We start from the raw sequence: 24,093 nt of genomic DNA, 5'->3' as shown, positions 1-24,093 counted from the left end.
AATGCCGGCCTCATCCCCGAGGTTAGTAGAAGCCCGTGCCAACGAGGCAGCCGAACCCATAGAGGAGATCCAGCGATGGCGGAGAAGAAGAGCGAGGCTGCAGCGGCCGCGCTGCCCAGTTTCGGCCCGATCGGCGGCATAGAATGGCTGAAGTCCTTCTCGGAGGCGCCTGCGGCACTCTATGCGAATTTCTACCGCGAGAGCTTCGGCGCGCTGGCCCGGACCCTCCAGGCCCAGGCGGACTTCGCGAAGCGGCTCGCAGAATGCAGGGGACCTGCCGAGGCGCTCTCCTGCCAGATGGACTTCCTGCGATCCGCCTCGACGGCCTGCTCCGAGGAAACGCGGCGCGCCTTCCGGTCATTGCAATCGACGTTTGCCCCCACCTCGCCCTGAATCCAGCCTGATCGGTCAGGGCGCAAGATCGTCCGGGTGCAGTCCTCAGCCAGCAGCTTCGAAAGGTTTTCCGAAGAGTGACTCCTCTGCTCAGGCGCATCGTCATGCTCGCGGTGGTGGGCGCCGCGGCCGGCGGTGGCTATGTTGCCTGGCGGGAGCTCTCGCCGGCCGGTCTGCCACCCGGCATCGCCAGCGGGAATGGGCGCATCGAGGCGATCGAGATCGACGTCTCGACGAAGATCCCAGGCCGCATCCGCGCGATCTACGTGAATGACGGCGATTTCGTCGAAGCCGGGCAGTTGCTCGCGCGGATGGACATAAGCCCGCTTGTGGCGCAGCGCCGGGAGGCGGAGGCCCAATTGCAGCGGGCGCAGATCGCGATCAGCACCGCGGAAAACCTGGTGTCCCAGCGCCAGGCGGAGCGCACGGCCGCGGCTGCGGTCGTCGAGCAACGCGAGGCTGAGCGCGACGCCGCCAGCGCGCGGCGGGCGCGCACCGAGCAGCTCGCCCGGACCAACAACGCACCCCTCCAGCTCCTGGACGACGACCGGGCGCGGGCCCTGGGGGCGGAGGCCGCGCTCGGTGCGGCGCGGGCGCAGCTCGCCGCCTCGGAGGCGGCGATCAATGCGGCACGGTCGCAGGTGGTCGATGCGCACTCCGCCGTGGACGCGGCGCGGGCCACCATCGAGCGCATCGAGGTGGACATCGCGGACAGCGACCTGAAGGCGCCGCGCGACGGCCGCGTGCAGTACCGCGTGGCGCAGCCGGGCGAGGTGCTCGCCGCCGGCGGCCGGGTGCTGAACCTCGTTGACCTCGGCGACGTCTACATGAACTTCTTCCTGCCCGCCGAGCAGGCGGGGCGGCTCCGCTACGGGGCGGAAGCACGCCTCGTCCTGGACGCCGCGCCGCAATACGTCATCCCCGCCTCCATCTCCTTCGTCGCCGACGTCGCCCAGTTCACGCCGCGCAGCGTCGAGACCGCGCAGGAGCGGGAGAAGCTCATGTTCCGGGTCAAGGCGCGCATCGCGCCGGAGCTGCTGCGCCGCTACATCACCCAGGTGAAGGCCGGCATCCCGGGCGTCGCCTATGTCCGCCTCGTGCCCGACGCGGCCTGGCCTTCCACCCTGACCGGGACGCTGGTGCAGTGAGCGGGGAGCCGCCCACCGTCGCGCGGCTGCGGGAGGTGGGGCTATCCTACGGCAAGGCCCGCGCGCTCGACGGCGTGACCCTCGACATCCCTGCCGGCCGCATGGTCGGGCTGATCGGCCCGGACGGCGTGGGCAAGTCGAGCCTGCTGGCCCTGATCTCCGGCGCCCAGGCGATCCGGTCCGGCCGGATCGAGGTGCTGGGCGGCGACATGGCCGATGCGGGCCACCGCGCGCGGACCTGCCCGCGGATCGCCTACATGCCGCAGGGGCTGGGGAAGAACCTCTACCCGACGCTCTCGGTCTTCGAGAATGTGGATTTCTTCGGCCGCCTCTTCGGCCAGGGCCGGGAGGAGCGCGAGCGCCGCATCGCGGAGCTCCTGCGCAGCACCGGCCTGGCGGCGTTCGCCGATCGTCCGGCCGGCAAGCTTTCCGGCGGCATGAAGCAGAAGCTCGGCCTCTGCTGCGCGCTGATCCACGACCCGGACCTGCTGATCCTCGACGAGCCGACCACGGGCGTCGACCCGCTGTCGCGCCGGCAATTCTGGGAGCTGATCGACCGCATCCGCGGCAGCCGCGCCGGCATGAGCGTGATCGTCGCTACCGCCTATATGGAGGAGGCGGCGCGCTTCGACTGGCTGGTGGCGATGGATTCCGGCCGCGTGCTCGCGACCGACACGCCCGCCGAGCTGCTGGTGCGGACCGGCGCCGAGACGCTGGATGCCGCCTTCACCGCCCTGCTGCCGGAGGAGCGGCGCCGCGGCCACGAAGCGCTGGTCATCCCGCCCCGGCCCGCGGCAAGCGAGGCGGAGGCCGCGATCGAGGCCGAGCACCTCTCCATGCGCTTCGGCGACTTCACGGCGGTGGATGATGTGAGCTTCCGCATCGGCCGCGGCGAGATCTTCGGCTTCCTCGGCTCCAATGGCTGCGGCAAGACCACGACGATGAAGATGCTGACCGGCCTGCTCGCCGCGAGCGAGGGCACGGCCCGGCTCTTCGGCCGTGAGGTCGATCCCGCCGACATGGAGGTGCGCCGGCGCGTGGGCTACATGTCCCAGGCCTTCTCGCTCTATTCCGAGCTGACGGTCCGGCAGAATCTCGACCTCCATGCCCGGCTCTTCCGCATGCCCGCCGACCGCATTCCGGCGCGGATCGAGGAAATGGTGCGCCGCTTCGATCTCGCCGGCGTGATGGACAACCTGCCGGACTCCCTGCCGCTCGGCCTGCGCCAGCGCCTGTCGCTCGCCGTGGCGATGATCCACGCGCCGGAGCTGCTGATCCTCGACGAGCCGACCTCGGGCGTGGACCCGCTGGCGCGCGACGCCTTCTGGCGCATCCTCTCCGAGCTTTCTCGCCAGGACGGGGTGACGATCTTCGTCTCCACGCATTTCATGAATGAGGCGGAGCTCTGCGACCGCATCTCCCTCATGCATGCGGGCAAGGTCCTGGTCAGCGACACGCCGGCGGCGATCGTCCGGAGCCGGTCTGTCCCTACGCTCGAGGAGGCCTTCATCGCCTATCTGGAGGCAGCGGCAGGGCAAAAGGAGGAGGCACCCCTCGCGACGCCGGCCCCGGCCAGGAAGGAGGCGCCGGCGAATACCGGCATCGCCCGTGTCTTCAGCCCGCGCCGGATGCTCGCCTATGCGCGGCGCGAGGCGCTGGAGCTCCGGCGCGATCCCATCCGTGCCGCGCTGGCCATGCTCGGCAGCGTGCTGCTGATGTTCGTCATCGGCTACGGCATCAACATGGATGTCGAGAACCTGTCCTTCGCCGTGCTCGACCGCGACGACACCACGGTGAGCCGCGACTACACCCTGCAGATCTCTGGTTCGCGCTACTTCACCCAGAAGCCGCCCATCACGGACTACGCCGACCTCGACCGCCGCATGCGCAACGGCGAGCTCAGCCTCGCCATCGAGATTCCACCCGGCTTCGGCCGCGAAGTCGCGCGCGGCCGCAATGTCGAGGTCGGCGCCTGGATCGACGGAGCCATGCCCTCGCGCGCCGAGACGGTGCGCGGCTATGTGCAGGGCATGCACGCCGCCTGGCTCACGCAGAGAGCCCGAGAGCTCCACGGCGACGCCGCCACGATCGGCACATTCCAGATCGAGGTCCGCTACCGCTACAACCCCGACATCCAGAGCCTGGTCGCCATGGTGCCGGCAGTGATCCCGCTGCTGCTGATGATGATCCCGGCCATGCTCGCCGTCCTCAGCGTGGTCCGCGAGAAGGAGCTGGGTTCGATCACCAATTTCTACACCACGCCCGTGACGCGGCTGGAGTTCCTGCTCGGCAAGCAGATCCCCTACGTCCTGCTCGCCATGCTGAACTTCCTGATGCTGGCCGCCTTCGCGGTTTTCGTCTTCGGCGTGCCGATCACCGGCAGCTTCCTCGCCCTGAGCACGGCGGCGCTGCTCTACGTCATCTGCGCGACGGGCATGGGCCTGCTGATCTCCAGCTTCATGCGCAGCCAGATCGCAGCCATCTTCGGCACCTCGCTCATCACCCTCATCCCGGCCGTGCAGTATTCCGGCATGACGGACCCCGTCTCCTCGCTGGAGGGCGCAGGCGCGCTGATCGGCCGCCTCTATCCGACGACGCATTTCATCACCGTCGCGCGCGGCACCTTCTCCAAGGCGCTCGGCTTCGCCGATCTCGGGGAGGCCTTCATTCCGCTCCTGGTCGCCATTCCCGTGCTGCTGGGCTTGGCAGCGGCCCTGCTGCGCAAGCAGGCGCGCTGACCATGCGGCTGGGGAATGTCCTGCAGCTTGGCATCAAGGAGCTGCGCGGCCTCGCCCGCGATCCGATGCTGCTGATCCTGATCGTCTATTCCTTCACCCTCTCGATCTACACCGCCTCGCGCGCCATGCCCGAGACGCTGAGTCGCGCCGCCATCGCCATCGTGGACGAGGACCGCTCGCCGGTCTCGGGGCGCATCGCCCTCGCCTTCTACCCGCCCTATTTCGTCATCCCCCGCCTCATCTCCATCGCCGAGATGGATGGCCGGATGGATTCCGGCATGGACACCTTCGCCCTGGACATCCCGCCGAACTTCCAGCGCGACCTGCTGGCCGGGCGCGCGCCGGCGATCCAGCTCAACGTCGACGCCACGCGCATGACGCAGGCCTTCACCGGGGCCGGCCACATCCAGTCCATCGTCACGGCCGAGGTAAACGAATTCCTCAGCCGATACCGTTCGGGCGCCGCGCTTCCCGTGGACCTGACGCTGCGCGCGCGCTTCAACCAGGAGCTGAACAAGAGCTGGTTCGGAGCCATCAACAACGTCGTATCCTCGATCACCATGCTGTCGATCGTTCTCACCGGCGCGGCGCTCATCCGCGAGCGGGAGCACGGCACGATCGACCACCTCCTCGTCATGCCCGTCACGCCGGTCGAGATCATGCTGAGCAAGGTCTGGTCCATGGGCCTCGTGGTGCTGGCGGCTTCGGCCTTCTCGATCCTCGTGGTGGTGCAGGGCCTGCTGGCGGTGCCGATCGAGGGCTCGGTCACGCTCTTCCTGCTCGGCACCGCGCTGCAGCTCTTCGCCACGACCTGCATGGGCATCTTCCTGGCGACCGTCGCCGGCTCGATGCCGCAATTCGGCCTGCTGCTGATCCTCGTCCTGCTGCCGCTGCAGGTGCTGTCCGGCGGCGTCACGCCGCGGGAGAGCATGCCCGGGATCATCCAGGCCATCATGCTGGCGGCGCCCAACACGCATTTCGTCATCCTGGCGCAGGCCATTCTGTTCCGTGGCGCCGGGTTCAGCGTGGTCTGGCCGCAATTCGCGGCCCTCATCGGGATCGGGGCCGGGCTGTTTCTGTTCTCGCTCCACCGGTTCCGGCTGTTCCTGAGATGACCGGCGCCGAAGCCGCAAGCCGCATTGGCGGACCCGCGCCGGAGATCTGGCATGACGATGCGAGAGGTTGACCACCTGATCCTCGGTGGCGGCGGTGCCGGTGCGGCCGCGGCGGCCACCCTCAGGCTGGAAGGCGCGGCGGGTTCCGTCCTGATCCTGTCCGCCGATCAGGCGGCGCCCTATCATCGCCCATCCCTCTCGAAGCAGCTCCTGCTCGGAACCGCCGATGAACAGCGGATCCTGCTGCGGCCCGAGAGTTTCTACCAGGACCAGGCGATCGAGCTTGCGCTGAACGCCAGCGCCATCGCGGTCGATCCGGCGCAGCAGATCGTCACGACCGCGGCAGGCGCGGCGATCCGCTACGGGCGGCTCCTGATCGCGACCGGCTCCAGGCCGAAGCGCCTGCTGGTCCCAGGAGAGGGCATCGCAGGGGTGCACTATCTTCGCCGCAGGGCCGATTGCGAGGCGATCCGGGCCAGGATCGCGGCGGGCGCAAGGCGGGCCATCGTGCTGGGCGGCAGCTTCCTCGGGCTGGAAATCGCCATGTCGCTGCTCGAGCTCGGTCTGGAGGTTACGGTCGTCGAATGCGAAGGCCGCGTGCTGCCGCATGTCGAGGCGCCGGAGGTCTCGGCCTATTTCCGGCGCCACGCCGAGGACCGCGGCGCCCGCATCCTGCTGGGCGAGACCATCACGGCGATCCGCGGCGAGGACCGCATCCAGGAGGCGGAGCTGTCATCCGGGCGCCGGCTGCCCTGCGACCTGCTCGTCGTCAGCATCGGTGTCGAGCCCGATACGGCCTTCCTTGCGCAAAGCGGCATCATGCTCGACCGTGGCCTCGTCGTGGTCGACGAACTGCTGCGGACGAGCGCGCCGAACGTCTTCGCGGCGGGCGACGTCACCAGCTTCTACGATCCCGTCTTCGCCCGCCGCCGCCACATCGAGCATTGGGACAATGCCGAGAAGCAGGGGCGCCTCGCCGCCCGGAACATGCTCGGCCAGCGGCGGCGCTATGACGACGTCTCCTACTTCTTCTGCGACATCGGGGATGTCAGCTTCAGCATGCTGGGCGCGCCGGAGGAGGCCGAGGAGCGGATCGGCCGCGGCTCCCTGGAGGAGAAGTCCTTCGCCCTCTTCTACCTGAAGGGCGACCTGCCCCGTGCGCTGTTCACGGTCGGCCGGCCCGTCGAGGAGACCAGCGGCGCCAAGGGGCTGATCCGCTACCGGGTCAATCTGCGCGAGGTGAAGGGCCGGCTCCACGACCCCGCCTTCCCGCTCGACCGTCTGCCGACCCAGACCGTCCTCGTCCTGCAGGGCGGCGGCGCGCTGGGGGCCTTCGAATGCGGCGTGGTGAAGGCGCTGGAGGAGGAGAGGATCTTCCCCGACATCGTCGCCGGCATCTCGATCGGCGCGCTGAACGGCGCGATCATCGCCGCCCATCCGCGCCACGCCACGGAGGCGCTGGAATCCTTCTGGTCGGACATCTCGGTGCAGACCCCGGCCATGGCCTGCGAGGAGGCAGCGAGGGCCGCAGCCTCCCTCGGCATCCTCATGTTCGGCGTGCCGAATTTCTTTCGTCCCCGATGGCTGCCCTCCTTCTCCGCGCCGCTGACGCCGCCGGCGAGCTGGACCAGCTTCTACGACATCGGCCCGATGCGGGCGCTGCTCTCCAGATACGTGGACTTCCCGTCGCTCCGGACCAGCCCCGTCCGGCTCCTGGTCGCCGCCGTCAACCTCGCCACCGCCGAGCTCGAGATCTTCGACAGCTATGTCGATGACCTGACCCCGGATCATATCCTGGCAAGCGGAAGCCTGCCGCCCGGCTTCCCCTGGACGGAGGTCGACGGCAAATCCTATTGGGATGGCGGGATCATCAGCAACTCGCCGCTCGATATCGTGACGGATCGCTGCGGGCCGGACGGGAAGCAGGTCTTCATCGTGGACCTCTTCGCGGGGCAGCGGCCGCTTCCGACGAACATGATGGAGGTGCTGGCCCGTCGCGACGAGATCGTGTATTCTGAACGCGTGCGCAGCGATCTCCGCCTGCGCGAATTGGTGGGCGCCTATCGTGGGCTCGTCAGCAGCATCCTCGGCTTCGTCGATCCCGCCATCCAGGCAAAGATCCGGCAACGACCGCTCTATCTCGAGCTGATGGGCGACGAGGCGCCGACGCGCATCACGCGTTTCGTCCGCCTTGGACGGCCGGGAGAGCCTGCTTCGCGCGACTACGATTTCTCCGACCTCTCCGTCCGGTCCAACCAGGCGGATGGATATGCCCTGGCCAAACGGACCCTCGCCGCCGGGAGCAACCAGCGGCTCAACGCCGGCCCCGTCTCGGGCCGGCATGCCGTTCCCAGGAACCGGTCCCTGCCGAAGTTCAGCGACAGCGACGGCCTCTCGGGCCCGGAGCCGCAGCCGGCGGCATCCGGGAGCGAGGGCACGAAGCGGCGCGCCCGGCGCGTCAGGTCAGGTACTGGCCACCATTGACCGTCAGCGTCGATCCGGTGAGGAAGCCGGCTTGCTCCGAGGCAAGGAAGACCACGCAGCGCGCGATCTCCTCTGGCTGGCCGAGCCGGCCGACGGGGATCTGCGACAGGACCGACGTCTCCAGCACCTCCTTGGGCACGACGCGCACCATGTCCGTCTCGGTGTAGCCGGGGCAGACGGCATTGACGGTGATCCCCTTCCGGGCGTTTTCCAGCGCCAGGGCCTTCGTGAAGCCGAGATCCCCCGCCTTGGAGGCGGCGTAGTTCGTCTGCCCGATCTGGCCCTTCTGCCCGTTGATGGAGGAGATGTTGATGATGCGGCCGAAGCCCCGCGCGCGCATGCCCTCGATGACCGGGCGGGTCATGTTGAACAGGGAGTTCAGGTTGGTGTCGATGACGGCGCGCCATTGCTCGAGCGCCATCTTGTGCAGCATGACATCGCGCGTGATGCCCGCATTGTTGACGAGGATGTCGATGGGACCGAGTTCCTCCACAACTCTGCGCACACCGGCAGCGCAGGCTTCGAAATTGGAGACGTCCCACCTGAAGACGGCGATGCCGGTCTCGCGGTGAAAGGCCGCGGCGGTCTTCTCGTCGCCGGCATAGTTTGCCGCGACCTTGTGGCCTTCCGCTTGGAGAGCTCTCGAGATCGCGGCGCCGATGCCGCGCGTTCCCCCGGTGACGACGGCCACTCTGGACATCTTCCTGACTCCTCCGACAGCAGGCCGAAGACGTCTTCGGCTCGGGCCTCAGGAAAGGGGATGGTGAGCGGGGAATCAATGATTCAGGTCAACCGTTGTTGATATGCGTGGAAGCCAATTCGATCGAGTCTGAAATCGGTTTGCCATCCCCCTCAGCAGGATGAAGGCTGTCTCAGAAGCTGGTTGTTCAGGGCTCGAAGCAGGATACGCGAAGCCGCATTCTCGAAGCTGCGCTGCTTCGCTTCGCCCAGCGGCGTAAGGCGGCTGAGGCAAGCTGGGGGGATCAGCCGGACGCCCGGTCTGCATCGCAGCTACCGCCTCTCGGCGGATCATCAGCCACGCGGTGTGATTGTCTCGCGGCTTAAGCCGAAAGCCGCCTCAGCATGCGCCACCAGCGCTGTCGTTGCCGCCTCCGGCGTCAGCATGCCGGTGTCCAGCCGCAACTCCGGCGCCTCCGGCGGCTCGTAGGCGGCGGAGATGCCGGTGAAGTCGCGCAGCCTATCCTCCCGTGCGCGGCGGTAGAGGCCCTTCGGGTCGCGCGCCTCGCAGATCTCCAGCGGCGCCGCGACATGCACCTCCTGGAAGCGCTCGCCCAGCAGGGCCCGGGCGGCGGCGCGCTGGGCGGCGAGCGGGGAGATGAGGGCGACCAGCACGATCATCCCGGCATCGGCCAGCAGCCGCGCCACCTCCGCGGTGCGGCGGACATTCTCGCTGCGGTCGGCCTCGGAGAAGCCGAGGTCGCGGTTCAGCCCCTGGCGGATGTTGTCGCCATCCAGCACATAGGCCTGGGCGCCGCGGTCCGTCAGCAGGCGCAGCGCGCGCATCGCCAGGGTGCTCTTGCCCGCGCCGGAGAGGCCGGTGAGCCACAGCACACCGCCGCGATGGCCGTTGCGCCTGGCGCGCTCCTCCGGGGTGACGGGCGCGTCCACCGGCGTCAGGGCGCGCGCCTCCTCCGGCAGCGCCTCCACCACGAAGCCGCCGGCGATGCGGTGGTCCCGCACCAGCACGCCGCGGCCGGTGCGCGGGCACTCCGCCACGCTGTCGATGGCGAGCGGCTTCGCCGCCAGCAGCCGCGCCCGCCCCACGGCGTTCTGCGGCAAGGCGAGGGCCGGGGCGGCGGCCAGGGTCTCGACATCGATCACCGCCTCGATGGCCTCGACCGTCACCTTCGCCTCGGCGGTGCCGTGGCGCAGCACCAGGCGGTCGCCGGCCAGCAAAGGCTGGCGGTCCAGCCAGACCAGCCGCACGGTCAGCACCTGGCTTTCCGCCGGCGCATCCTCGGCGCCGGCCAGCATCGCGCCGCGCTCGACGAAGACCTCGCGGTCGAAGCTCAGCGCCACGCTCTGCCCGGCGGCGGCGGCCGCCACGCTGCTGCCGGCCTCGATGCCGGCGATGCGGGCGGACTGGCCGCCGGGCAGGAAGCGCACCGCATCGCCGAGCGCGATCCGCCCGCTCTCGATTCGCCCGACCAGGATGCGGCGGTCGCCCAGCCGGTACACGTCCTGCACCGGCAGGCGCAGCTTGCCGTCCTCCGGCGGGCGGCGCGGCTGCAGCGCGTCCAGCGCCTCCAGCAGGGTCGGGCCGCGATACCAGGGCGTGGCCTCGCCGCGCGCGACGACGTTGTCGCCCTGCCGGGCGGAGAGCGGGACGATGGCGGCCGGGTGCAGCCCGATGCCGCCGAGGTAGTCGCGTACCGCCTGTGCCACTTCGGCAAAGCGCTGCCGGTCATGGCCGATGAGGTCGATCTTGTTCACCGCCACCACCACCTGGCGCAGCCCGAGCAGGCCGAGCAGGGTGCTGTGCCGGCGCGTCTGCTCCGAGAGGCCGGCGGCGGCATCCACCACCAGCACCGCCGCTTCCGCCGCCGCCGCGCCGGTCAGCATGTTGCGGAGGAATTCCGCATGGCCCGGCGCATCGATGATGACGTAGCGGCGCATGGCGCTGCGGAACCAGATCTGCGCCGCATCCACGGTGATGCCCTGGTCCCGCTCCACCTGGAGGCTGTCCAGCAGGAAGGAGAATTCCAGGTCCAGCCCGCGCTGCTCCGAGACGGCGCGGAGCTGGGCGAGGCGGCCTTCCGGCAGGCTGCCGGTGTCGTGCAGCAGCCTGCCGACCAGGGTGGATTTGCCGTGGTCCACATGGCCGACGACGACGATGGGGAAGGCGCGCCGCTCCGGCATCAGAGATAGCCCCCGACGCGCAGCCGCTCGAAGGCGTCCTCGCCCTCATGGTCCATGGCGCGGCCGGCGCGCTCGGCGGATTTCGTCGCGCGCAATTCGGCGATCACCGCGGGGATGTCGGCCGCCTCGCTCTCGATCGGGAAGGTGATGCCGACCTCGCCGAGCGAGCGGAAGCGCTTGCCGCCGCGGGCGAAATACAGCTCGGAGACCGGGATGCCCTCGCGCGCGATGTAGCGCCAGATGTCGAGCTCGGTCCAGCCGAGCAGCGGATGGACGCGGAGATGCGTGCCGGGCGGGTAGTCCAGGTGGAAGAGGTCCCAGAGCTCTGCCGGCTGGTCGCGGAAATCCCAGGCATTGTCCAGGCCGCGCGGGCTGAAGACGCGCTCCTTCGCCCGCGTCGCCTGCTCGTCGCGGCGGATGCCGGCGATCAGCGCCTGATAGCCGTAGCGGCCGATCGCCTCGCGCAGCCCCGCCGTCTTGCGCGCGGCGATGCGGGAGGCGGGCGGCAGGGTGGGGTCCACGGTCTCCAGCGGCGGGCAGGGATCGGCGATGAGCTCGAGGCCCCATTCCCGCGCGTAGCGGTCGCGGAAGGCATAGACCTCCGGGAATTCCAGCCCGGTGTCGAGATGCAGCACGGGGAAGGGGATGCGGCCGAGGAAGGCCTTGCGCGCCAGCCAGATCATCACGTTGCTGTCCTTGCCGAGCGACCAGAGCAGGGCAAGGGGCTTCAGCCGGCTATAGGCTTCGCGCAGGATGAAGATGCTTTCGGCTTCCAGGCTGTCGAGGTCGTCCATGGTCAGTGCGATCCGGTGAGAGGCGTCGTCGGAGACGGCAGGTGGATGCCGCATTCGGTCTTGCCGGTCCCGCGCCAGCGGCCGGCCCGGGGGGATTCCCCGGCTTCGGTGCGGGTGGTGCAGGGTCGACAGCCGATGGAGGCGTAGCCTTCCGCCACCAGCGGGTGCGGCGGCAGCGCGTGGCGGGCCTGGTAGGCGGCGAGGGCGGCAGCGTCCCAGGCGGCCAGCGGGTTCGCCTTCAGCTTGCCCTCCACCACTTCCACCAGCGGCAGCGTGGCGCGGTCGCCGCCATGGGCGCGCTTGCGGCCATTCAGCCAGAGGGTGAAGGGGGCGAGGGCGGCGGCGAGCGGCGCCACCTTGCGCAAGGCGCAGCATGCATCCGGCGCGAAGCCCCAGAGGCCGCCCAGCGGGTCCCGCGCCGCCAGCGCCGCCGGGCCCGGCCGCAGGCTGCGCACGTCGCGCAGGCCGAGGCGGCGGATCAGCGTATCCCGATAGGCCAGCGTCTCCGGAAACAGCTTGCCGGTATCCAGGAACAGCACCGGCAGCGCCGGGTCGGCGGCGGCGGCCATGTGCAGCAGCACCGCGCTTTCCGCGCCGAAGGAGGAAACCAGCGCGATCCGCCCGCGGAACCGCGCGGCGAGGTGGGCGACGGCCTGCGGCGCCGGCAAGGGCGCCAACTCAGCCGCCAGGGCGGCCGCATCGGGGCGGAGATCGGGGCAGGCAGCGGACATGGCGTGGCCCGGCTTGACGCCGCCGGAAGGCCCGGCAGCACGGGATGGCACTTTGCGCCGGCGCCCGTCCCATGGCCAGTCAATCAAAACGAATTAATAAGGTGAATTATATCAATCTACGAATCATGATGACATAATTATCGCGCTCAGGCGCTCATCGCCTTCATGATCCCGGCCAGGTGCTCCGCCACCACCTCGCATTGCCGGCGGATGTCGGGCACCGCCGTCATCTCCCAGAAGGCGCCCTTGGTGACGGGACCGATGGCGAAGAGGCGGCGGGAAATGCCGCCCTGCCGGTCCCGCAGCGCGCAATTGGCGGTGACGTCCAGGCCGAGACGGAGCGGGTCCGGCCGCGCCAGCCCGGCCTGCAGCAATCCGCGGACCAAAGGGTGTTCGATGCGGTCGTAATCGGCGCCCGGACCCGCGCAATTCACCACGCGGGCGGCGCGCAGGCTTTGCAGGGCGCCGTCGCCGCGGCGGGCGAAGCACAGCTCCGCCACGCCCTCCATCTCCTCCACCCCGCGGATCCGGCCGGTGTGCAGGCGGAGCTGGCCGGAGGCGCGGGCGGCCTCCACCCGGTCCGCGACGCTGCCGGCCATGCGGTGGCGGTGCACGTCCCACCAGGGGCGCAGATGGCGGAGGAAGCGCGCCTTGTCCTCGGCCGAGAGGGATTGCCAGACATCCTGGGTGAAGGGCCGCAGCCGGTCCACCACCGGCCGCCAGTCGCCGCCCTCGGCCTCGGCGCGCCGGGCTTCCGCCCGCAGGCTGCGGGCCAGGCCGAGCAGGCTGGGCGGCAAAGGCGGCGTCGCCGGCCGGGGCTGGGGCGGGGCAGGGGCGTGGCGGCGCGGCAGCAAGCCGCGGCGGGAGAGGGCGTGGATCGGGCCGCGATGCCCCTGGTCCAGCAGCGAGACCACGCCATCCACCATAGTCAGGCCGGTGCCGATCAGCAGCACCGGCGCCGCCGGCGGCAGCCCGGCGAAGGCCTCCGGCGCCCAGGGGTCGGGGCGGTAGAGCGGGCTTTCCAGGAAGCGTCGCGGCAGGCCGGGCGGCGCCTCGGGCGGGAAATTGCCGATGGCGAGCACGGCGAGGTCCGCCGCCAGCCAGCGCTCGCCATCCAGCGCCAGGGTGAGGCCGGTCTCGCTCTTCGCCAGGCCGAGCACGTCGCCGCGCAGCAGCTCCAGCCGGCATTCGGTGGCCGGGCGCATCACCTCCTCATGCAGCAGGGCGCGGACATAGGCGCCGAACAGCCGGCGGGGGACGAAGCCCTGGGCGGCCAGCGCCTCGCCATCCGGCTGGCGCTGGAGCCAGTGGAGGAAATCCTCCGGCCGGTCATGGAAGGCGCTCATCCGCGCCGCCGGCACGTTCAGCAGGTGGTTGGGGTTGCCGGTGGCATAGGCCTGGCCGCGGCCGAACTGGCCGTTGCGCTCCAGCAGGATCACCTGCGTGCCGGGGGAACATCGGCGCAGCAGGTGCAGGGCCATCAGCGTGCCGCTGAAGCCGGCCCCGATGACGGCGATGGTCAGATGCGGCATCCCGCCTCCTGCCGGTAGGGTTGCAAAACCACCCTACCGTGGCGGAACTTGAGAGAGTCAACCGCAATCGGGCCGTGGAACAGGTCAGCCGGTGGCGGTGATGCCGGCCTGCCGGATCAGCCTGCCCCAGCGTTGCGTCTCCGCCTCCAGCGTTGCCGCCAGGGTTTCCGCCGGCGCCCAGGCCGCTTCCACCCCGTTGGCGGTCAACGTCGCGCGCAGTTCCGGCCCCGCCAGTACCTCGCGCAGCACCTCGGCCAGCCGGGCAGCCACGGGCTGAGGCGTGCCGGCAGGCAGGTACCAGCCGCTCCAGGAATTCACCTCGAAACCCGGCCAGCCGCTTTCGCTCACCGTCGGCGTCTCCGGCAAAGCAGGGATGCGGGCAGCGGAGGTTATGGCGATGGGCCGGGTCTGGCCGGCCCGCTGCGCCTGGATCGCTTCCAGCGCCGTGCCCCACATGAAATGCGCGCGGCCGGCCTGGATGTCGAGGATGGCGGGGACGCCGCCGCGGTAGTGCAGCACCTCGCCGCCCAGGCCGGCCTCGCGCCGGAACAGCTCCCAGGTCAGGTGCGGGCCTGTGCCCTGGCCGCTGGTGGCGGCGTTCAGCGCCGGCCCCTGAGCGCGGGCCCAGGCGACGAATTCCGGCAGGGACTGCACCGGCAGGGCTTTGTGAATGTGCAGGACATAGGCGGTGGTGGTGGTCTGCGCCACCGGCAGGAAGGCGCGGCGCGGATCGGCAGGCGGCAGGTCCGGCTGGAGGTTGGGCAGGATGGCGAGGCCGATGCCGCCGGCCAGGACCGTATAGCCATCCGGCTTCGCCTGGGCGACATAAGCGTTCGCCAGGGCGGAGCCGGCACCCGGCCGGTTCTCCACCAGCACGGGCTGGCCCAGCAGGGGCTGCGCCCGGCTCGCCATCAGCCGCCCGACCGTGTCCACGATGCCGCCGGGCGGGAAGGGGATGACCAGCGTGACCGGCCGCTGCGGCCAGGCGGAGGCGCGGGCGAGGCCGGGCGCCGCGAGCGCGAGCCCGGCCACGCGCAGCAGGGGACGCCGCGCGATCACCGGCCGAACCCCATCGCCTGCAGCAGCAGGCCGAGCATCAGTGCGGCCAGCAGGCAGCGGCCGGCAAGCCCCGCCAGTTCCTGCACCTGCCGGAGCAGGTGGCGCGCCTCGCGGCCGGCGATCCTCTCACGCGTGATGGCCATGGCTCGGACCTCCCATCGCCAGCCCGTGCAACTGGCGGATGCCTTCAGGAGTGTGGATCTCCCGCGTATCGGTCTCATGCTCATGATCCGGCACGCGGGAGGGGTGGCGGATGACGCCGATTTCCCGCTCCTCCAGCGCCGCTTCCTCCTGCCATTCAGGGGGCGGGGGCGGCGGCGGGCGGAGGGGGTGGGGCTCGGCGCGCATCGCCTCAGGCCGCCAGGCGCTGGCCCTTGATGGTGACGCGGGAGCCGCTGCGGGTATTCGGGTAGTAGTCCCAGACGGCCAGATGCTGCACCGCGCGGTTGTCCCAGAAGGCGACCGAGTTCGGCTGCCACTGGAACCGCATCTGGAAATCCGGCCGCTCCGCATGCTGCCAGAGGTAGTGCAGGATGGCGTCGCTCTCCTCCTCCGGCACCTCGTTGATCCGCACGGTGAAGCCGCGATTGACGTAGAGGCCGCGGCGGCCGCTGATCGGGTGACGGATCACCACCGGATGCACCGCGCTCGGGTGCACGCGGCCGGCATCGTCCACGCCGATGAGCCGGTTGGTGCGGCGGTAGGACCGTTCCCCGGAATGGGTGGCGGTCAGCCCTTCCAGATAGGCCTTGAGCTGCGGCGACAGCGCCTCATAGGCGGCGGCGAGGCTGGCGAAGAGCGTGTCCCCGCCGAGCGGCGGCACGGTGTGGAGGTGCAGGATGGAGCCCAGCGGCGGCGCCTGGAAGCAGGAGACGTCGGAATGCCAGCGCTCGCCATTGATGCGCTTGCTGTTGGCGTCGGCGTGGATGGGCAGGATTTCCGGATGGCCGTCCGGGCCGGGGGTGTTGGGGTGGATGTCCAGCTCGCCGAAATAGCGACCGAAGCGCTTCTGGCTGTCGTGGTCGAAGGGCTGGTCGCGGAAGAACAGCACGCCGTATTCGCCGAGCGCCTGGTGCAGCTCCTCCACCTGGGCGTTGCTGAGGGGGCGGGTGATGTCGATGTCCCGCACCTCCGCGCCGAGATGCGGCGAGAGGCGGTGGAGGGTGAGCGCTTCATAGGCCATGCGGAGTCTCCCTTGGTCTGGTTGTCAGGCGGCACGCCAGGGCGCGAGGCGCGCGGCGAGGCGGGTGAGAAGCTGGTTCAGCAGCAGCCCGATGCCGCCGAGCAGGAGGATGCCGAGCAGAACCAGAGCCATGTCGAATTTGTCCCGGCCCTCGATCAGCACGCCGCCGAGGCCGGTGCCCTTGGCGAGGAAGTACTCGGCGCCGACGGTGGCCAGCCAGGCATGGATCAGCCCGAGCTGCAGCCCGGTGAGGATGGCGGGCAGCGCGGCCGGCAGGCGGATGCGGGCGAGGCGCTGCCACCCGCCGAAGCGGAAGGCGGCGCCCACTTCCAGCAGCGGCTTCGGCACGCCGGCCACGCCCTCCCAGACATTCAGCGCCACCGGGGTAAGGACGGCCAGGGTGACGAAGGCGATGCGCGAGGCCTCACCGAAGCCGAACCACATGGCGATGAGCGGAATCCAGGCGAAGACCGCGACGTTCTTCAGCGCGTGGAAGGCGGGCCCCAGCAGCCGGTCGGCCGCGCGGGAGAGGCCGCAGAGCAGGCCGAAGCCGAGGCCGAGCAGCGCGCCCAGCGCGAAGCCGGCGAGGCAGCGGCCGAGGCTGATGGCGAGCGCCAGCGGCAGATCTTCCGCCACCAGAAGCTGCCAGGCGCGGCGCAGCACCTCCACGGGCGGCGGCAGCAGGCGCGGATCGCCATAGCCGGCGGTGACGGCGCCCTGCCAGGCGGCCAGCAGCAGCAGCGGCAGGACGAGCCCGCGCAGGCGATCGGCTGCGCTCATGCCGCCCGCCAGCGCTGCAGCCGCGCCTCGATCCGCGCCAGGACGGCGTCGAAAGCGAAGCCGATGGCCGCGATGACGAGGATGCCGGCGATGACCAGATCCATCTGGAACATCTGCCGCCCCCAGACCAGCAGATAGCCGAGGCCTTCGGAGGAGGCGAGCAGCTCCACCGCCACCAGCGCCTTCCAGCAGCTCGTCAGCCCGTAGCGCAGCCCGGTGAAGACCGGCGGCACCGCGGCGGGCAGCACCACATGGCGGAGGAGCTGCGCCCGGCTGTAGCGGAAGGCGAGCGCCACCTCCACCCAGCGCTGCGGCACGGCGCGCAGCCCGTCCCGCGTGTTCAGCGTGACCGGCACCAGCGCCGCCTTGGTCAGGATGACGAGCTTCAGCACCTCCTCAATGCCGAGCGGCAGCATCAGCAGCGGCACCCAGCCGATCACCGGCACCTGGGCGATGGCGAGGAAGCTCGGCCGGACATAGGCTTCGAAGCGTGGCGAGAGCGCCATGGCGGTGCCGAGCAGCAGCCCGCCGGCCGCGCCGAGAAGGAAGCCTTGGACCACCCGGCCCATGCTCCAGGCGGCGTGGCTGGCGAGGTCGCCGCTCTCCCACAATTCGCGGAGGGTCAGCCAGACCTCGCCCGGTGCCGGCAGGATGCCGGGCGCGATCCAGCCGCGCTGGGAGGCGATCTGCCAGGCCGCCAGCAGCAGCGCCGGCAGCAGCAGCGCGACGGGCCAGCGCGGCCAGCGGACGCTGCGCGGCGGCGCGGCTTCCGGCAGGCTGAGGGCGAGCGACATCAGGCGGCGATCTCCCGCCCTTCCGCATCGCGTCTGGTCCAGCGGCGCTCCAGCCCCAGCTCCTTCAGCCCGGCTTCCTGGTAGCGCGTGTCGAACCAGCCGCTGGTATCCACGCGCCGCCGCACCAGCCGGTGCTCGAAGGATTGTTCCGCCTGGATGCGGTACTGGCCCTGGAGGAAGTCATCGAGCAGCGGCGAATTGCGGTAGGCCAGCGGCAGGCCGGCGAAATCCTCGCGGTAATTGTCGATGGAGAAGCCGGACTTGCCCCAGATCTGGAACAGCGCCTCGCGGTTCTCCTCCTTGGAGGACCAGTCGGCGGCGCGCAGGAAGCTGGTGATGATGCGGCCGGTCAGCTCGGGGTTCGCCGCCTCGAAGCGCTCCTGCACCAGCACATGGGAATGGCGGCCGAAGGCGGGGTTGTCGCCCTTGGTGGTGTAGACGATCTTGGCGAGGCCACGACGCTGCAGGTCGAACAGCGTCGGGGTGCCGAAGGCGGCGTCGATGTTCTTCGCCGCCAGCGCCGCGTCGGCGGTGGCGAAATCCATGTTCACGGCGCGCAAATCGCGTTCCGCCAGCCCGTTCGCCGCCAGCACCTTGGCGATGACGAGGTGGAGGTTAGTGCCGCGATGCCAGGCGACGTGGCGGCCGCGCAGATCGGCGACGGTCTTGATGTCGCTGTCCGGCGGCACCGCCAGGTAGATCGGATTGTTCACGCCATTGGCCAGGATCAGCTTGGTGCGCAACCCGTTGGCCCGGCCGATCACCGCCGGCAGGTCGCCCTGCAGGGCGAAATCGAGCTGGTCATTGGCCAGGGCCTCGTTCACCGCGGGACCGGCGCCGGCGAAGAAGAACCAGCGCAGCTCGACGTTCTGGCCTTCCTTCGCCAGATCGCGCTCCAGCCAGCCCTCGGCATGGGCGGCGGCGACGAAGGAGCCGCCGGAGAATTGCCGGTTGCCGGCGCCGATGGAGGCGAAGCCGAGCCGCACCACGCGCGGCTGCGCCCGCAGCACATGCGGGGCGAAGAGCGAGGCGGTGGCGGCCGCCAGCACGCTGCGGCGATCGGTGGAGGTCATGCGGCATGCTCCGTCAGGCCGGCGGCGGGGACGGCCGGGCCAGCATCGAGGGTGGCGAGGATTTTTCCGCGCAGTCGGGCGAAGTCCGGATCGGCATGGTCGCGCGGAAGTTCGGGCGGCAGGGCGAAGATGCGGGCGATGCGGCCGGGGCGGGGCGTCATCACCACCACCCGCTCGCCGAGCAGCAGCGCCTCATCCACGTCATGGGTGACGAGCAGGGTGGTGGTGCGCTGGCGCTGCCAGATGCGGCGCAGCTCGCGTTGCAGATGCGCCCGCGTCAGCGCGTCCAGCGCGCCGAAGGGCTCGTCCAGCAGCAGCGTGTCCGGGCGGTTGACCAGGCCGCGGGCGATGGCAGCGCGCTGCGCCATGCCGCCGGAAAGCTGGTGCGGATAGGCGCCCTCGAAGCCGGAGAGGCCGACCAGCGCGATCAGCTCCGTCGCCGTCTGGCGCTTCGCTGGCTTGCTGCCAGGCGCGTTCAGCAGCGCCGCTTCCACATTCTGCGCGACGGTGAGCCAGGGGAAGAGGCGGTGCTCCTGGAAGACGATGCCGCGGGCAAGGCTCGGGCCGCTGATCCGCGCGCCGGCATGCCGCACCTCGCCCTCATCCGGCGTTTCCAGCCCGGCGAAGAGGCGCAGCAGGGTGGATTTGCCGCAGCCGCTGGCGCCGAGGATGGCGATGAACTCGCCCGAGGCAATGTCGAGATCGAGCCCGGCGAGCGCCCGGACCTCGCGCCCGGCGATGGCGAAGCGCTTGCCGACGCCGCGGGCGGTGAGCCACCCGCTGCGATCCTGCTGAAGGGTCATGTTGCGGAGTCCAGGCTGGGCCGACCAGCGCGCGGGCCGATCATGGCGAAAGAGGATGGGGCATTGGGACGCGACCGGAGGTGGCAGGGCGTGAGGAGTGGCGGGTCAGCTCAGCAGCCCCGACAACAGCTTCCTCTCGGTCCCGTCGCGGCGCAGCGCATGTCCGGCCTTTCCGATCCGGCGCCGAAGGGCCGGCGCGGCGTGGCAGTAAATTCACGTCTTGAAATAGGAGTCAAATTCAAAGCACGATTAGTAACGTCATAACCATGAGGCTGGGTGGGATTCCCGCCACGGCCCCACCGCAGGGGAGATCCACCGATGCCCGGCCATCGCCAGCTCAACCTGAACCTCTTCATCTACCCGGACGGCCATCACGAGGCCGCCTGGCGCTACCCCGGCGCGGAGATCGGCCGGCTGACCGATATCGGCTGGTTCCAATCCCTGGCGCAGCAGGCGGAGGCGGCGAAGATGGACGCCATCTTCTTCGCCGACGGACCGGTGCTGGCGGAGAGCATCGAATACGCCCCGCGCTTCCGGCTGGAACCGATCACGCTGCTGGCGGGCATCGCCGCGGCCACCAGCCGCATCGGGCTCATCGCCACCGCCTCCACCACCTATCACGAGCCCTACAACCTGGCGCGGCTCTTCGCCTCGGTGGACCATCAGAGCCGCGGCCGGGCCGGGTGGAACATCGTCACCACCACAAACGACCAGGCGGCGCAGAATTTCGGCCTGGCCGAGCATCCCTCCCATGCCGAGCGCTATGCGCAGGCGCAGGAATTCCTCGAAGTGGTCACCGGCCTCTGGGATTCCTGGGAGGATGACGCGGTGGTGGCGGACCCCGCCAGCGGCCGCTATGCGGACCCGGCGAAGATCCATGCGCTGCACCACAAGGGCCGCTTCTTCCAGGTGCGCGGGCCGCTGAACGCGCCGCGCACGCCGCAGGGGCGGCCGGTCTATGTCCAGGCCGGCTCCTCGGAGGACGGGCGCGGCCTTGCGGCGCGCTGGGCGGAAGCCATCTTCACCGCGCATCAGACGCTGGAGAGCGCCCAGGAATTCTATGCCGACATCAAGGCGCGCGCCGCCGGGCTGGGGCGCCGGCCGGAGCATATCAAGGTGCTGCCCGGCCTCAGCCCCTTCATCGGCGGGACGGAAGCAGAGGCGAAGCGGTTGCAGGCGGAGTTCAACGCGCTGGTGCAGCCCGGCTACGCGCTGAACCAGCTACGGCAGATGCTGGGCGTGGATTTCTCCGGCCATGCACTGGACGCGCCCTTCCCGCGCCATCTGATTGCGCCGGATGCCGCCAGGGCCGTGGCGAGCCGCTTCCAGGTCGTGCTCGGCATCGTGGACCGGGAGAAGCCGACCTTGCGGCAATTGCTGCATCGCCTGGCCGGCGCCCGCGGGCATTTCGTACTGGCCGGCACGCCGGAGCAGATCGCCGATCATATCGAGAGCTGGTTCGCCGGAGGTGCGGCGGATGGCTTCAACATCATGCCGCCCTGGCTGCCCGGCGGCTTCACCGCCTTCGCCGCGGAGGTGATCCCGATCCTGCGCCGACGCGGCCTGTTCCGCGAGGACTACAGCGGTGCCACCCTGCGCGAGCATTACGGCCTGCCGCGGCCGGAGAGCCACTTCGCGGCCGGCGAGGCAAGGTTGGCCTCCTGACCTTGCCTGCCGCCCGCCGCGGATACCGCGCCGGGTGCCTGCCTTCGCGCCGCGTTGCCGCAATATACACTGAGGACAAGCGTTGGTATAACTAGTTGGACGATGAAAGAGCGTTTTGAATTCCCTTCCCCCGAGCCCTGGCGACAGGCCGCGGAGACCGCGGATGCACACGACCCGTCCGGAGCCCGCTTCCCGCTGTTCCGAGGTGCCGGACGTCCGGGCCGCTGAGTGGGCCCGTCTGGTGCTCCTCGACGAGACCTGAGCCACGATGAACATGGCACGCACCTGCGCCGGGCACGCCGCGGGGCTCGCCTGGTCGCCGCGTTACCGCACGGCCACCGGCACCCTGCCACCTTCCTCTGCACCCTGTGTAGCAGCGGGCCTGCCGCGCCACTCGCCATACGTGTTGTGGGCGTTGAGGAAAGAGGTACAGCCCCATGGGGTGGCCGATGACCTCAGTGGGAAACGACGGATCGGTCGTTCCGAGCCGAAAGCCATGACGTGACGTCTTACAGAGACGTTTGTTTTTTTCAGCTTCATCCGCCGATCTCGCCGCCCTTCGACACATCTTGTGCTGCAAGCGCGGCGGACATGCCATCCTGACAGGCAATCTCCATTCACCTGCAGATCGCTGGGCGCGCCGCCCGGTTCAGCGCTTCCGCCAGCCCCGCGACCGCTCGACGAATGGTACCGTTCCCCGCGCTCGCGGATGCGGTCCATGATCTCTGGCGCCTGATCGTACCTCAGCGAGTTGACCCAAATGGTTCGCCGCCAGGCCGATCAGGCCGGCCAGAGCAAGGAGACGGACGATGCGCGTGATGGTGCTCGTGAAGGCCACCGAAGACAGCGAGAAGGGCTTTCGCCCCACGGCCGAGGCATTCGAGGCGCTCGAGGCCATGGGCCGGTTCAATGAGGCGCTGGTCAAGGCCGGCATCATGCGTGCCGCCGACGGCCTCAAGCCCTCCTCCTACGGCAAGCGTATTGCGTTCGATGGTCCCGACCGCACGGTCATCGACGGGCCCTTCGCCCAGCCCCGGGAGCTGGTGGCCGGCTTCTGGCTCTGGGAGGTCAAGGACATGGACGAGGCGGTCGCCTGGGTGAAGCGCTGCCCCAACCCCATGCCGGGACCGAGCGAGATCGAAATCCGGCCGCTATACGAGATGGCCGATCTGCGGCGAGAGCCTGACGCCGAACCGCCCGGCAATCCGTAGCCAGCCGCATGCTTCAGCGCCGCCCCCCGAGGCCTGCCCGGCCACCGGCGCAGGGTCACGCGGCGGCACGGTCGGAGACCGGTCGCCGCCGCAGCGATGCCTCCGTGATCGAGGGCGGCGAATAGGCCGCTCCCTCGAGCGGCGCCACATCGACGCCCGGCGGCACGATCTCGGCGATCCGGTCGAGCAGCTCATCATCCGGCACGACCTCCGCCATCGCGGCCGCTCATGCACCGCGCTGTCAGGCCCGCCCCGCCGCCGCTTCCTGCGCCGCCGGCCGCTCCGCCAGCAAGGCGCGGATCGCCTCGGAAGCCAGCGCCAGCGAAAACGGCTTGGCCAGGAAGCGCGCGCCGCGAACCGATTGCGCCTCTGCCGCGTTGGTGTGCCGGCCGGAGGCATAGACCACCGGCAGGCCCGGCCGCAGCCGCCGCACCGCCCGCGCCAGGGCGAAACCATCGGCGCCGCCCGGCAGATTGATATCGGTCAGCAGGGCGGCGATATCTACCCGTTTCGAGATCAGCTGCAGCGCCGCCTGCGCATCCGGCGCATCCAGAACGTCGAACCCATCATCGCTCAGCGCATCGACCAGCGTCAGCCGCACTAGCACGTCATCTTCCACCACCAACAACACCGGCGTCTTCTTCGGCATATCCCGATCCCTACCCAGCAGCAAAATCCTGCAGCGGGCCTGCCGTTGCGGGCGGAAGGCGTGACGAATGCGTGACGCCTTGCGAGTGAAGGGCAAGCGGGGGCAAGCCGTGCCGCCGGCACGGGCCATGACGGGCGGCAATGGGTCAGGCGGTGGGCGCGTGGCGCCCGGGCCGGTTCAGGGCGCTTCGGCCACTTCCAGCAGGGCGGCGCCGCTACGGCGGATGCGGGCCATTTCCACCGGGGAGCAGCCGGCATCTGGCAGCAGGTTCGAACCGGGGGCGGTGACCTCCAGCTTGGCGCGGACCCGGCACATGACGCGGCGGGTGGAGGCGGGGGAGCCGCCATGCCAGCGGCGCAGCGCCTCCGCCCAGCTTCCCGTCTCCGTGTACCAGCGGCGCAGCAGCCCGCCGGCCCAGTCGGCGGAGCGGACGGGGTCCAGCGGCCAGTCGGCGCCGCGCGCATGCACCCTGGCGTTCACCTGCACGCAGCCGGCCATGACGGAGCGGCTCGGCGCCGCGCCCAGCAGCAGCGCCCGGGCGGCGGCGAAGTCGTGCGGGAAGTAGGACCGGCCGCCGATATTCAGCGCATGGGCGTGCAGCCCGCTTTCCGAAAGCGCGATGGCCACCAGCAGCCCTTCCGGCAGGCCATGTACCTGCTCGGCGCGGCGGGCGGCGGCCAGGCAGGCGGCCTGGGGGCTGAGCCGGACCAAGGCGGGCTCGGCCGGCGGCAGCAATTCCTGCGGCGCATCCGGCAGGCGTGGTGCCCGCACCGGCTGCGCCTGGGCGATCTGCTGGACCTGGTGCGGCGGCTGCGCCGGGGCGTGGCTGGCCAGCGGGCGCAGGTCTCCCGCAACCGCGCCGCCTCCTGCGACGTTGCTTCCGGCCTGGGCCGTCCCCATGGGCAGGATCAGCGGCGTGACCAGCAGGGCTGCCATCCAGGCAGGCCGGTAACGTCGTGCCGCGGGCGCGGCCCTGGCTCCTTGCCCCGGGGTGAGGGCGCCCCGCGCAACGCGCGGGAACGCCGCTGAGGGTAGCCGGGGATACCCCGCCGGCATGCCAT

23 protein-coding genes are annotated in these 24,093 nt (G+C 70.4%); 7 read left to right on the top strand and 16 right to left on the bottom strand.

All coding sequences use genetic code 11. The features are described 5' to 3' along the window. Positions 1-75: 75 nt before the first annotated feature. The 5 genes from E5N76_RS21960 (at position 76) to E5N76_RS21940 (ending at position 7,878) form a co-directional block, all read left to right on the top strand. The gene (locus tag E5N76_RS21960) at positions 76-393 is read left to right on the top strand and encodes a phasin family protein (protein WP_149539467.1); all 318 of its coding nucleotides are present in this window, start codon (positions 76-78) and stop codon (positions 391-393) included. Positions 394-470: 77 nt separating this feature from the next. Further along, a complete protein-coding gene (locus tag E5N76_RS21955) occupies positions 471-1,541 on the top strand; it encodes an HlyD family secretion protein (protein WP_328593068.1) in 1,071 nt (356 codons plus the stop codon). Beyond that, positions 1,538-4,279 carry a ribosome-associated ATPase/putative transporter RbbA gene (rbbA, locus tag E5N76_RS21950; protein ID WP_149539466.1) on the top strand — a complete coding sequence of 914 codons (2,742 nt, stop codon included), beginning with the start codon at positions 1,538-1,540 and terminating at the stop codon, positions 4,277-4,279. The genes E5N76_RS21955 and rbbA overlap by 4 nt, the downstream gene beginning before the upstream one ends. 2 nt (positions 4,280-4,281) lie before the next feature. Beyond that, a complete protein-coding gene (locus E5N76_RS21945) occupies positions 4,282-5,394 on the top strand; it encodes an ABC transporter permease (RefSeq protein ID WP_149539465.1) in 1,113 nt (370 codons plus the stop codon). A 51-nt stretch (positions 5,395-5,445) separates the two neighbouring features. Continuing rightward, positions 5,446-7,878, top strand: coding sequence for an FAD-dependent oxidoreductase (locus tag E5N76_RS21940; RefSeq protein ID WP_149539464.1), 2,433 nt, complete (start codon positions 5,446-5,448; stop codon positions 7,876-7,878). On the opposite strand, the gene phbB is transcribed toward E5N76_RS21940, so the two are convergent. The 13 genes from phbB to E5N76_RS21880 all read right to left on the bottom strand — a co-directional run bounded on the left by phbB (position 7,853) and on the right by E5N76_RS21880 (position 19,507). Continuing rightward, a complete protein-coding gene (phbB, locus tag E5N76_RS21935) occupies positions 7,853-8,578 on the bottom strand; it encodes an acetoacetyl-CoA reductase (RefSeq protein ID WP_149539463.1) in 726 nt (241 codons plus the stop codon). The genes E5N76_RS21940 and phbB overlap by 26 nt on opposite strands. 332 nt (positions 8,579-8,910) lie before the next feature. After that, positions 8,911-10,758 carry an adenylyl-sulfate kinase gene (gene cysC / locus E5N76_RS21930; protein WP_149539462.1) on the bottom strand — a complete coding sequence of 616 codons (1,848 nt, stop codon included), beginning with the start codon at positions 10,756-10,758 and terminating at the stop codon, positions 8,911-8,913. After that, entirely contained in the window at positions 10,758-11,552 is a 795-nt protein-coding gene (gene cysD / locus E5N76_RS21925; protein ID WP_149539461.1) for a sulfate adenylyltransferase subunit CysD, read from the bottom strand. The genes cysC and cysD overlap by 1 nt, the downstream gene beginning before the upstream one ends. A 2-nt stretch (positions 11,553-11,554) precedes the next feature. Continuing rightward, positions 11,555-12,283 (bottom strand): phosphoadenylyl-sulfate reductase, encoded by a 729-nt coding sequence (locus tag E5N76_RS21920; RefSeq protein WP_149539460.1) that lies wholly within the window; start codon positions 12,281-12,283, stop codon positions 11,555-11,557. A gap of 146 nt (positions 12,284-12,429) precedes the next feature. After that, positions 12,430-13,815: an FAD/NAD(P)-binding protein gene (locus tag E5N76_RS21915; protein WP_149539459.1), complete on the bottom strand. Its 1,386-nt coding sequence runs from the start codon at positions 13,813-13,815 to the stop codon at positions 12,430-12,432. An 84-nt stretch (positions 13,816-13,899) separates the two neighbouring features. Continuing rightward, on the bottom strand, positions 13,900-14,874 hold the full coding sequence (locus E5N76_RS21910) for a Bug family tripartite tricarboxylate transporter substrate binding protein (protein ID WP_149539458.1): 975 nt from the start codon (positions 14,872-14,874) through the stop codon (positions 13,900-13,902). Continuing rightward, positions 14,871-15,017 (bottom strand): hypothetical protein, encoded by a 147-nt coding sequence (locus E5N76_RS29730; RefSeq protein WP_187830323.1) that lies wholly within the window; start codon positions 15,015-15,017, stop codon positions 14,871-14,873. Before E5N76_RS29730 ends, E5N76_RS21910 begins: the two co-directional genes overlap by 4 nt. Then, positions 15,001-15,222 carry a hypothetical protein gene (locus E5N76_RS21905; RefSeq protein WP_149539457.1) on the bottom strand — a complete coding sequence of 74 codons (222 nt, stop codon included), beginning with the start codon at positions 15,220-15,222 and terminating at the stop codon, positions 15,001-15,003. Before E5N76_RS21905 ends, E5N76_RS29730 begins: the two co-directional genes overlap by 17 nt. A 4-nt stretch (positions 15,223-15,226) precedes the next feature. Then, complete coding sequence (locus E5N76_RS21900; protein ID WP_149539456.1) at positions 15,227-16,057, bottom strand: TauD/TfdA dioxygenase family protein; 831 nt, start codon at positions 16,055-16,057, stop codon at positions 15,227-15,229. Between the two features lie 24 nt (positions 16,058-16,081). Beyond that, entirely contained in the window at positions 16,082-16,837 is a 756-nt protein-coding gene (locus E5N76_RS21895; protein ID WP_149539455.1) for an ABC transporter permease, read from the bottom strand. After that, positions 16,834-17,631 (bottom strand): ABC transporter permease, encoded by a 798-nt coding sequence (locus E5N76_RS21890; protein ID WP_149539454.1) that lies wholly within the window; start codon positions 17,629-17,631, stop codon positions 16,834-16,836. The genes E5N76_RS21895 and E5N76_RS21890 overlap by 4 nt, the downstream gene beginning before the upstream one ends. After that, a complete protein-coding gene (locus E5N76_RS21885; RefSeq protein ID WP_149539453.1) occupies positions 17,631-18,704 on the bottom strand; it encodes an ABC transporter substrate-binding protein in 1,074 nt (357 codons plus the stop codon). Before E5N76_RS21885 ends, E5N76_RS21890 begins: the two co-directional genes overlap by 1 nt. Beyond that, a complete protein-coding gene (locus E5N76_RS21880) occupies positions 18,701-19,507 on the bottom strand; it encodes an ABC transporter ATP-binding protein (RefSeq protein ID WP_149539452.1) in 807 nt (268 codons plus the stop codon). Before E5N76_RS21880 ends, E5N76_RS21885 begins: the two co-directional genes overlap by 4 nt. Before the next feature lie 318 nt (positions 19,508-19,825). On the opposite strand from E5N76_RS21880, the gene E5N76_RS21875 reads away from it, so the two are divergent. Both E5N76_RS21875 and E5N76_RS21870 read left to right on the top strand, forming a co-directional pair. Beyond that, on the top strand, positions 19,826-21,172 hold the full coding sequence (locus E5N76_RS21875; RefSeq protein ID WP_149539451.1) for an LLM class flavin-dependent oxidoreductase: 1,347 nt from the start codon (positions 19,826-19,828) through the stop codon (positions 21,170-21,172). Between the two features lie 809 nt (positions 21,173-21,981). Further along, positions 21,982-22,383, top strand: coding sequence for a YciI family protein (locus E5N76_RS21870; protein ID WP_149539450.1), 402 nt, complete (start codon positions 21,982-21,984; stop codon positions 22,381-22,383). Between the two features lie 55 nt (positions 22,384-22,438). Here the strand turns inward: E5N76_RS21870 and E5N76_RS29725 are convergent, their stop codons facing one another. From E5N76_RS29725 to E5N76_RS21860, 3 genes are read right to left on the bottom strand one after another with little or no spacing between them, the layout of a single operon-like run. Continuing rightward, positions 22,439-22,600 (bottom strand): hypothetical protein, encoded by a 162-nt coding sequence (locus tag E5N76_RS29725; protein ID WP_187830322.1) that lies wholly within the window; start codon positions 22,598-22,600, stop codon positions 22,439-22,441. Between the two features lie 24 nt (positions 22,601-22,624). Further along, positions 22,625-23,161, bottom strand: coding sequence for a response regulator (locus E5N76_RS21865; protein ID WP_149539449.1), 537 nt, complete (start codon positions 23,159-23,161; stop codon positions 22,625-22,627). 48 nt (positions 23,162-23,209) lie between these two features. Continuing rightward, on the bottom strand, positions 23,210-23,968 hold the full coding sequence (locus E5N76_RS21860) for a transglycosylase (protein ID WP_235907817.1): 759 nt from the start codon (positions 23,966-23,968) through the stop codon (positions 23,210-23,212). Between the last annotated feature and the right edge of the window lie 125 nt (positions 23,969-24,093).

Source organism: Siccirubricoccus phaeus (assembly GCF_008360935.1).
Classification (GTDB): domain Bacteria; phylum Pseudomonadota; class Alphaproteobacteria; order Acetobacterales; family Acetobacteraceae; genus Siccirubricoccus; species Siccirubricoccus phaeus.
This window is presented reverse-complemented; position numbering and strand designations above follow the sequence as displayed.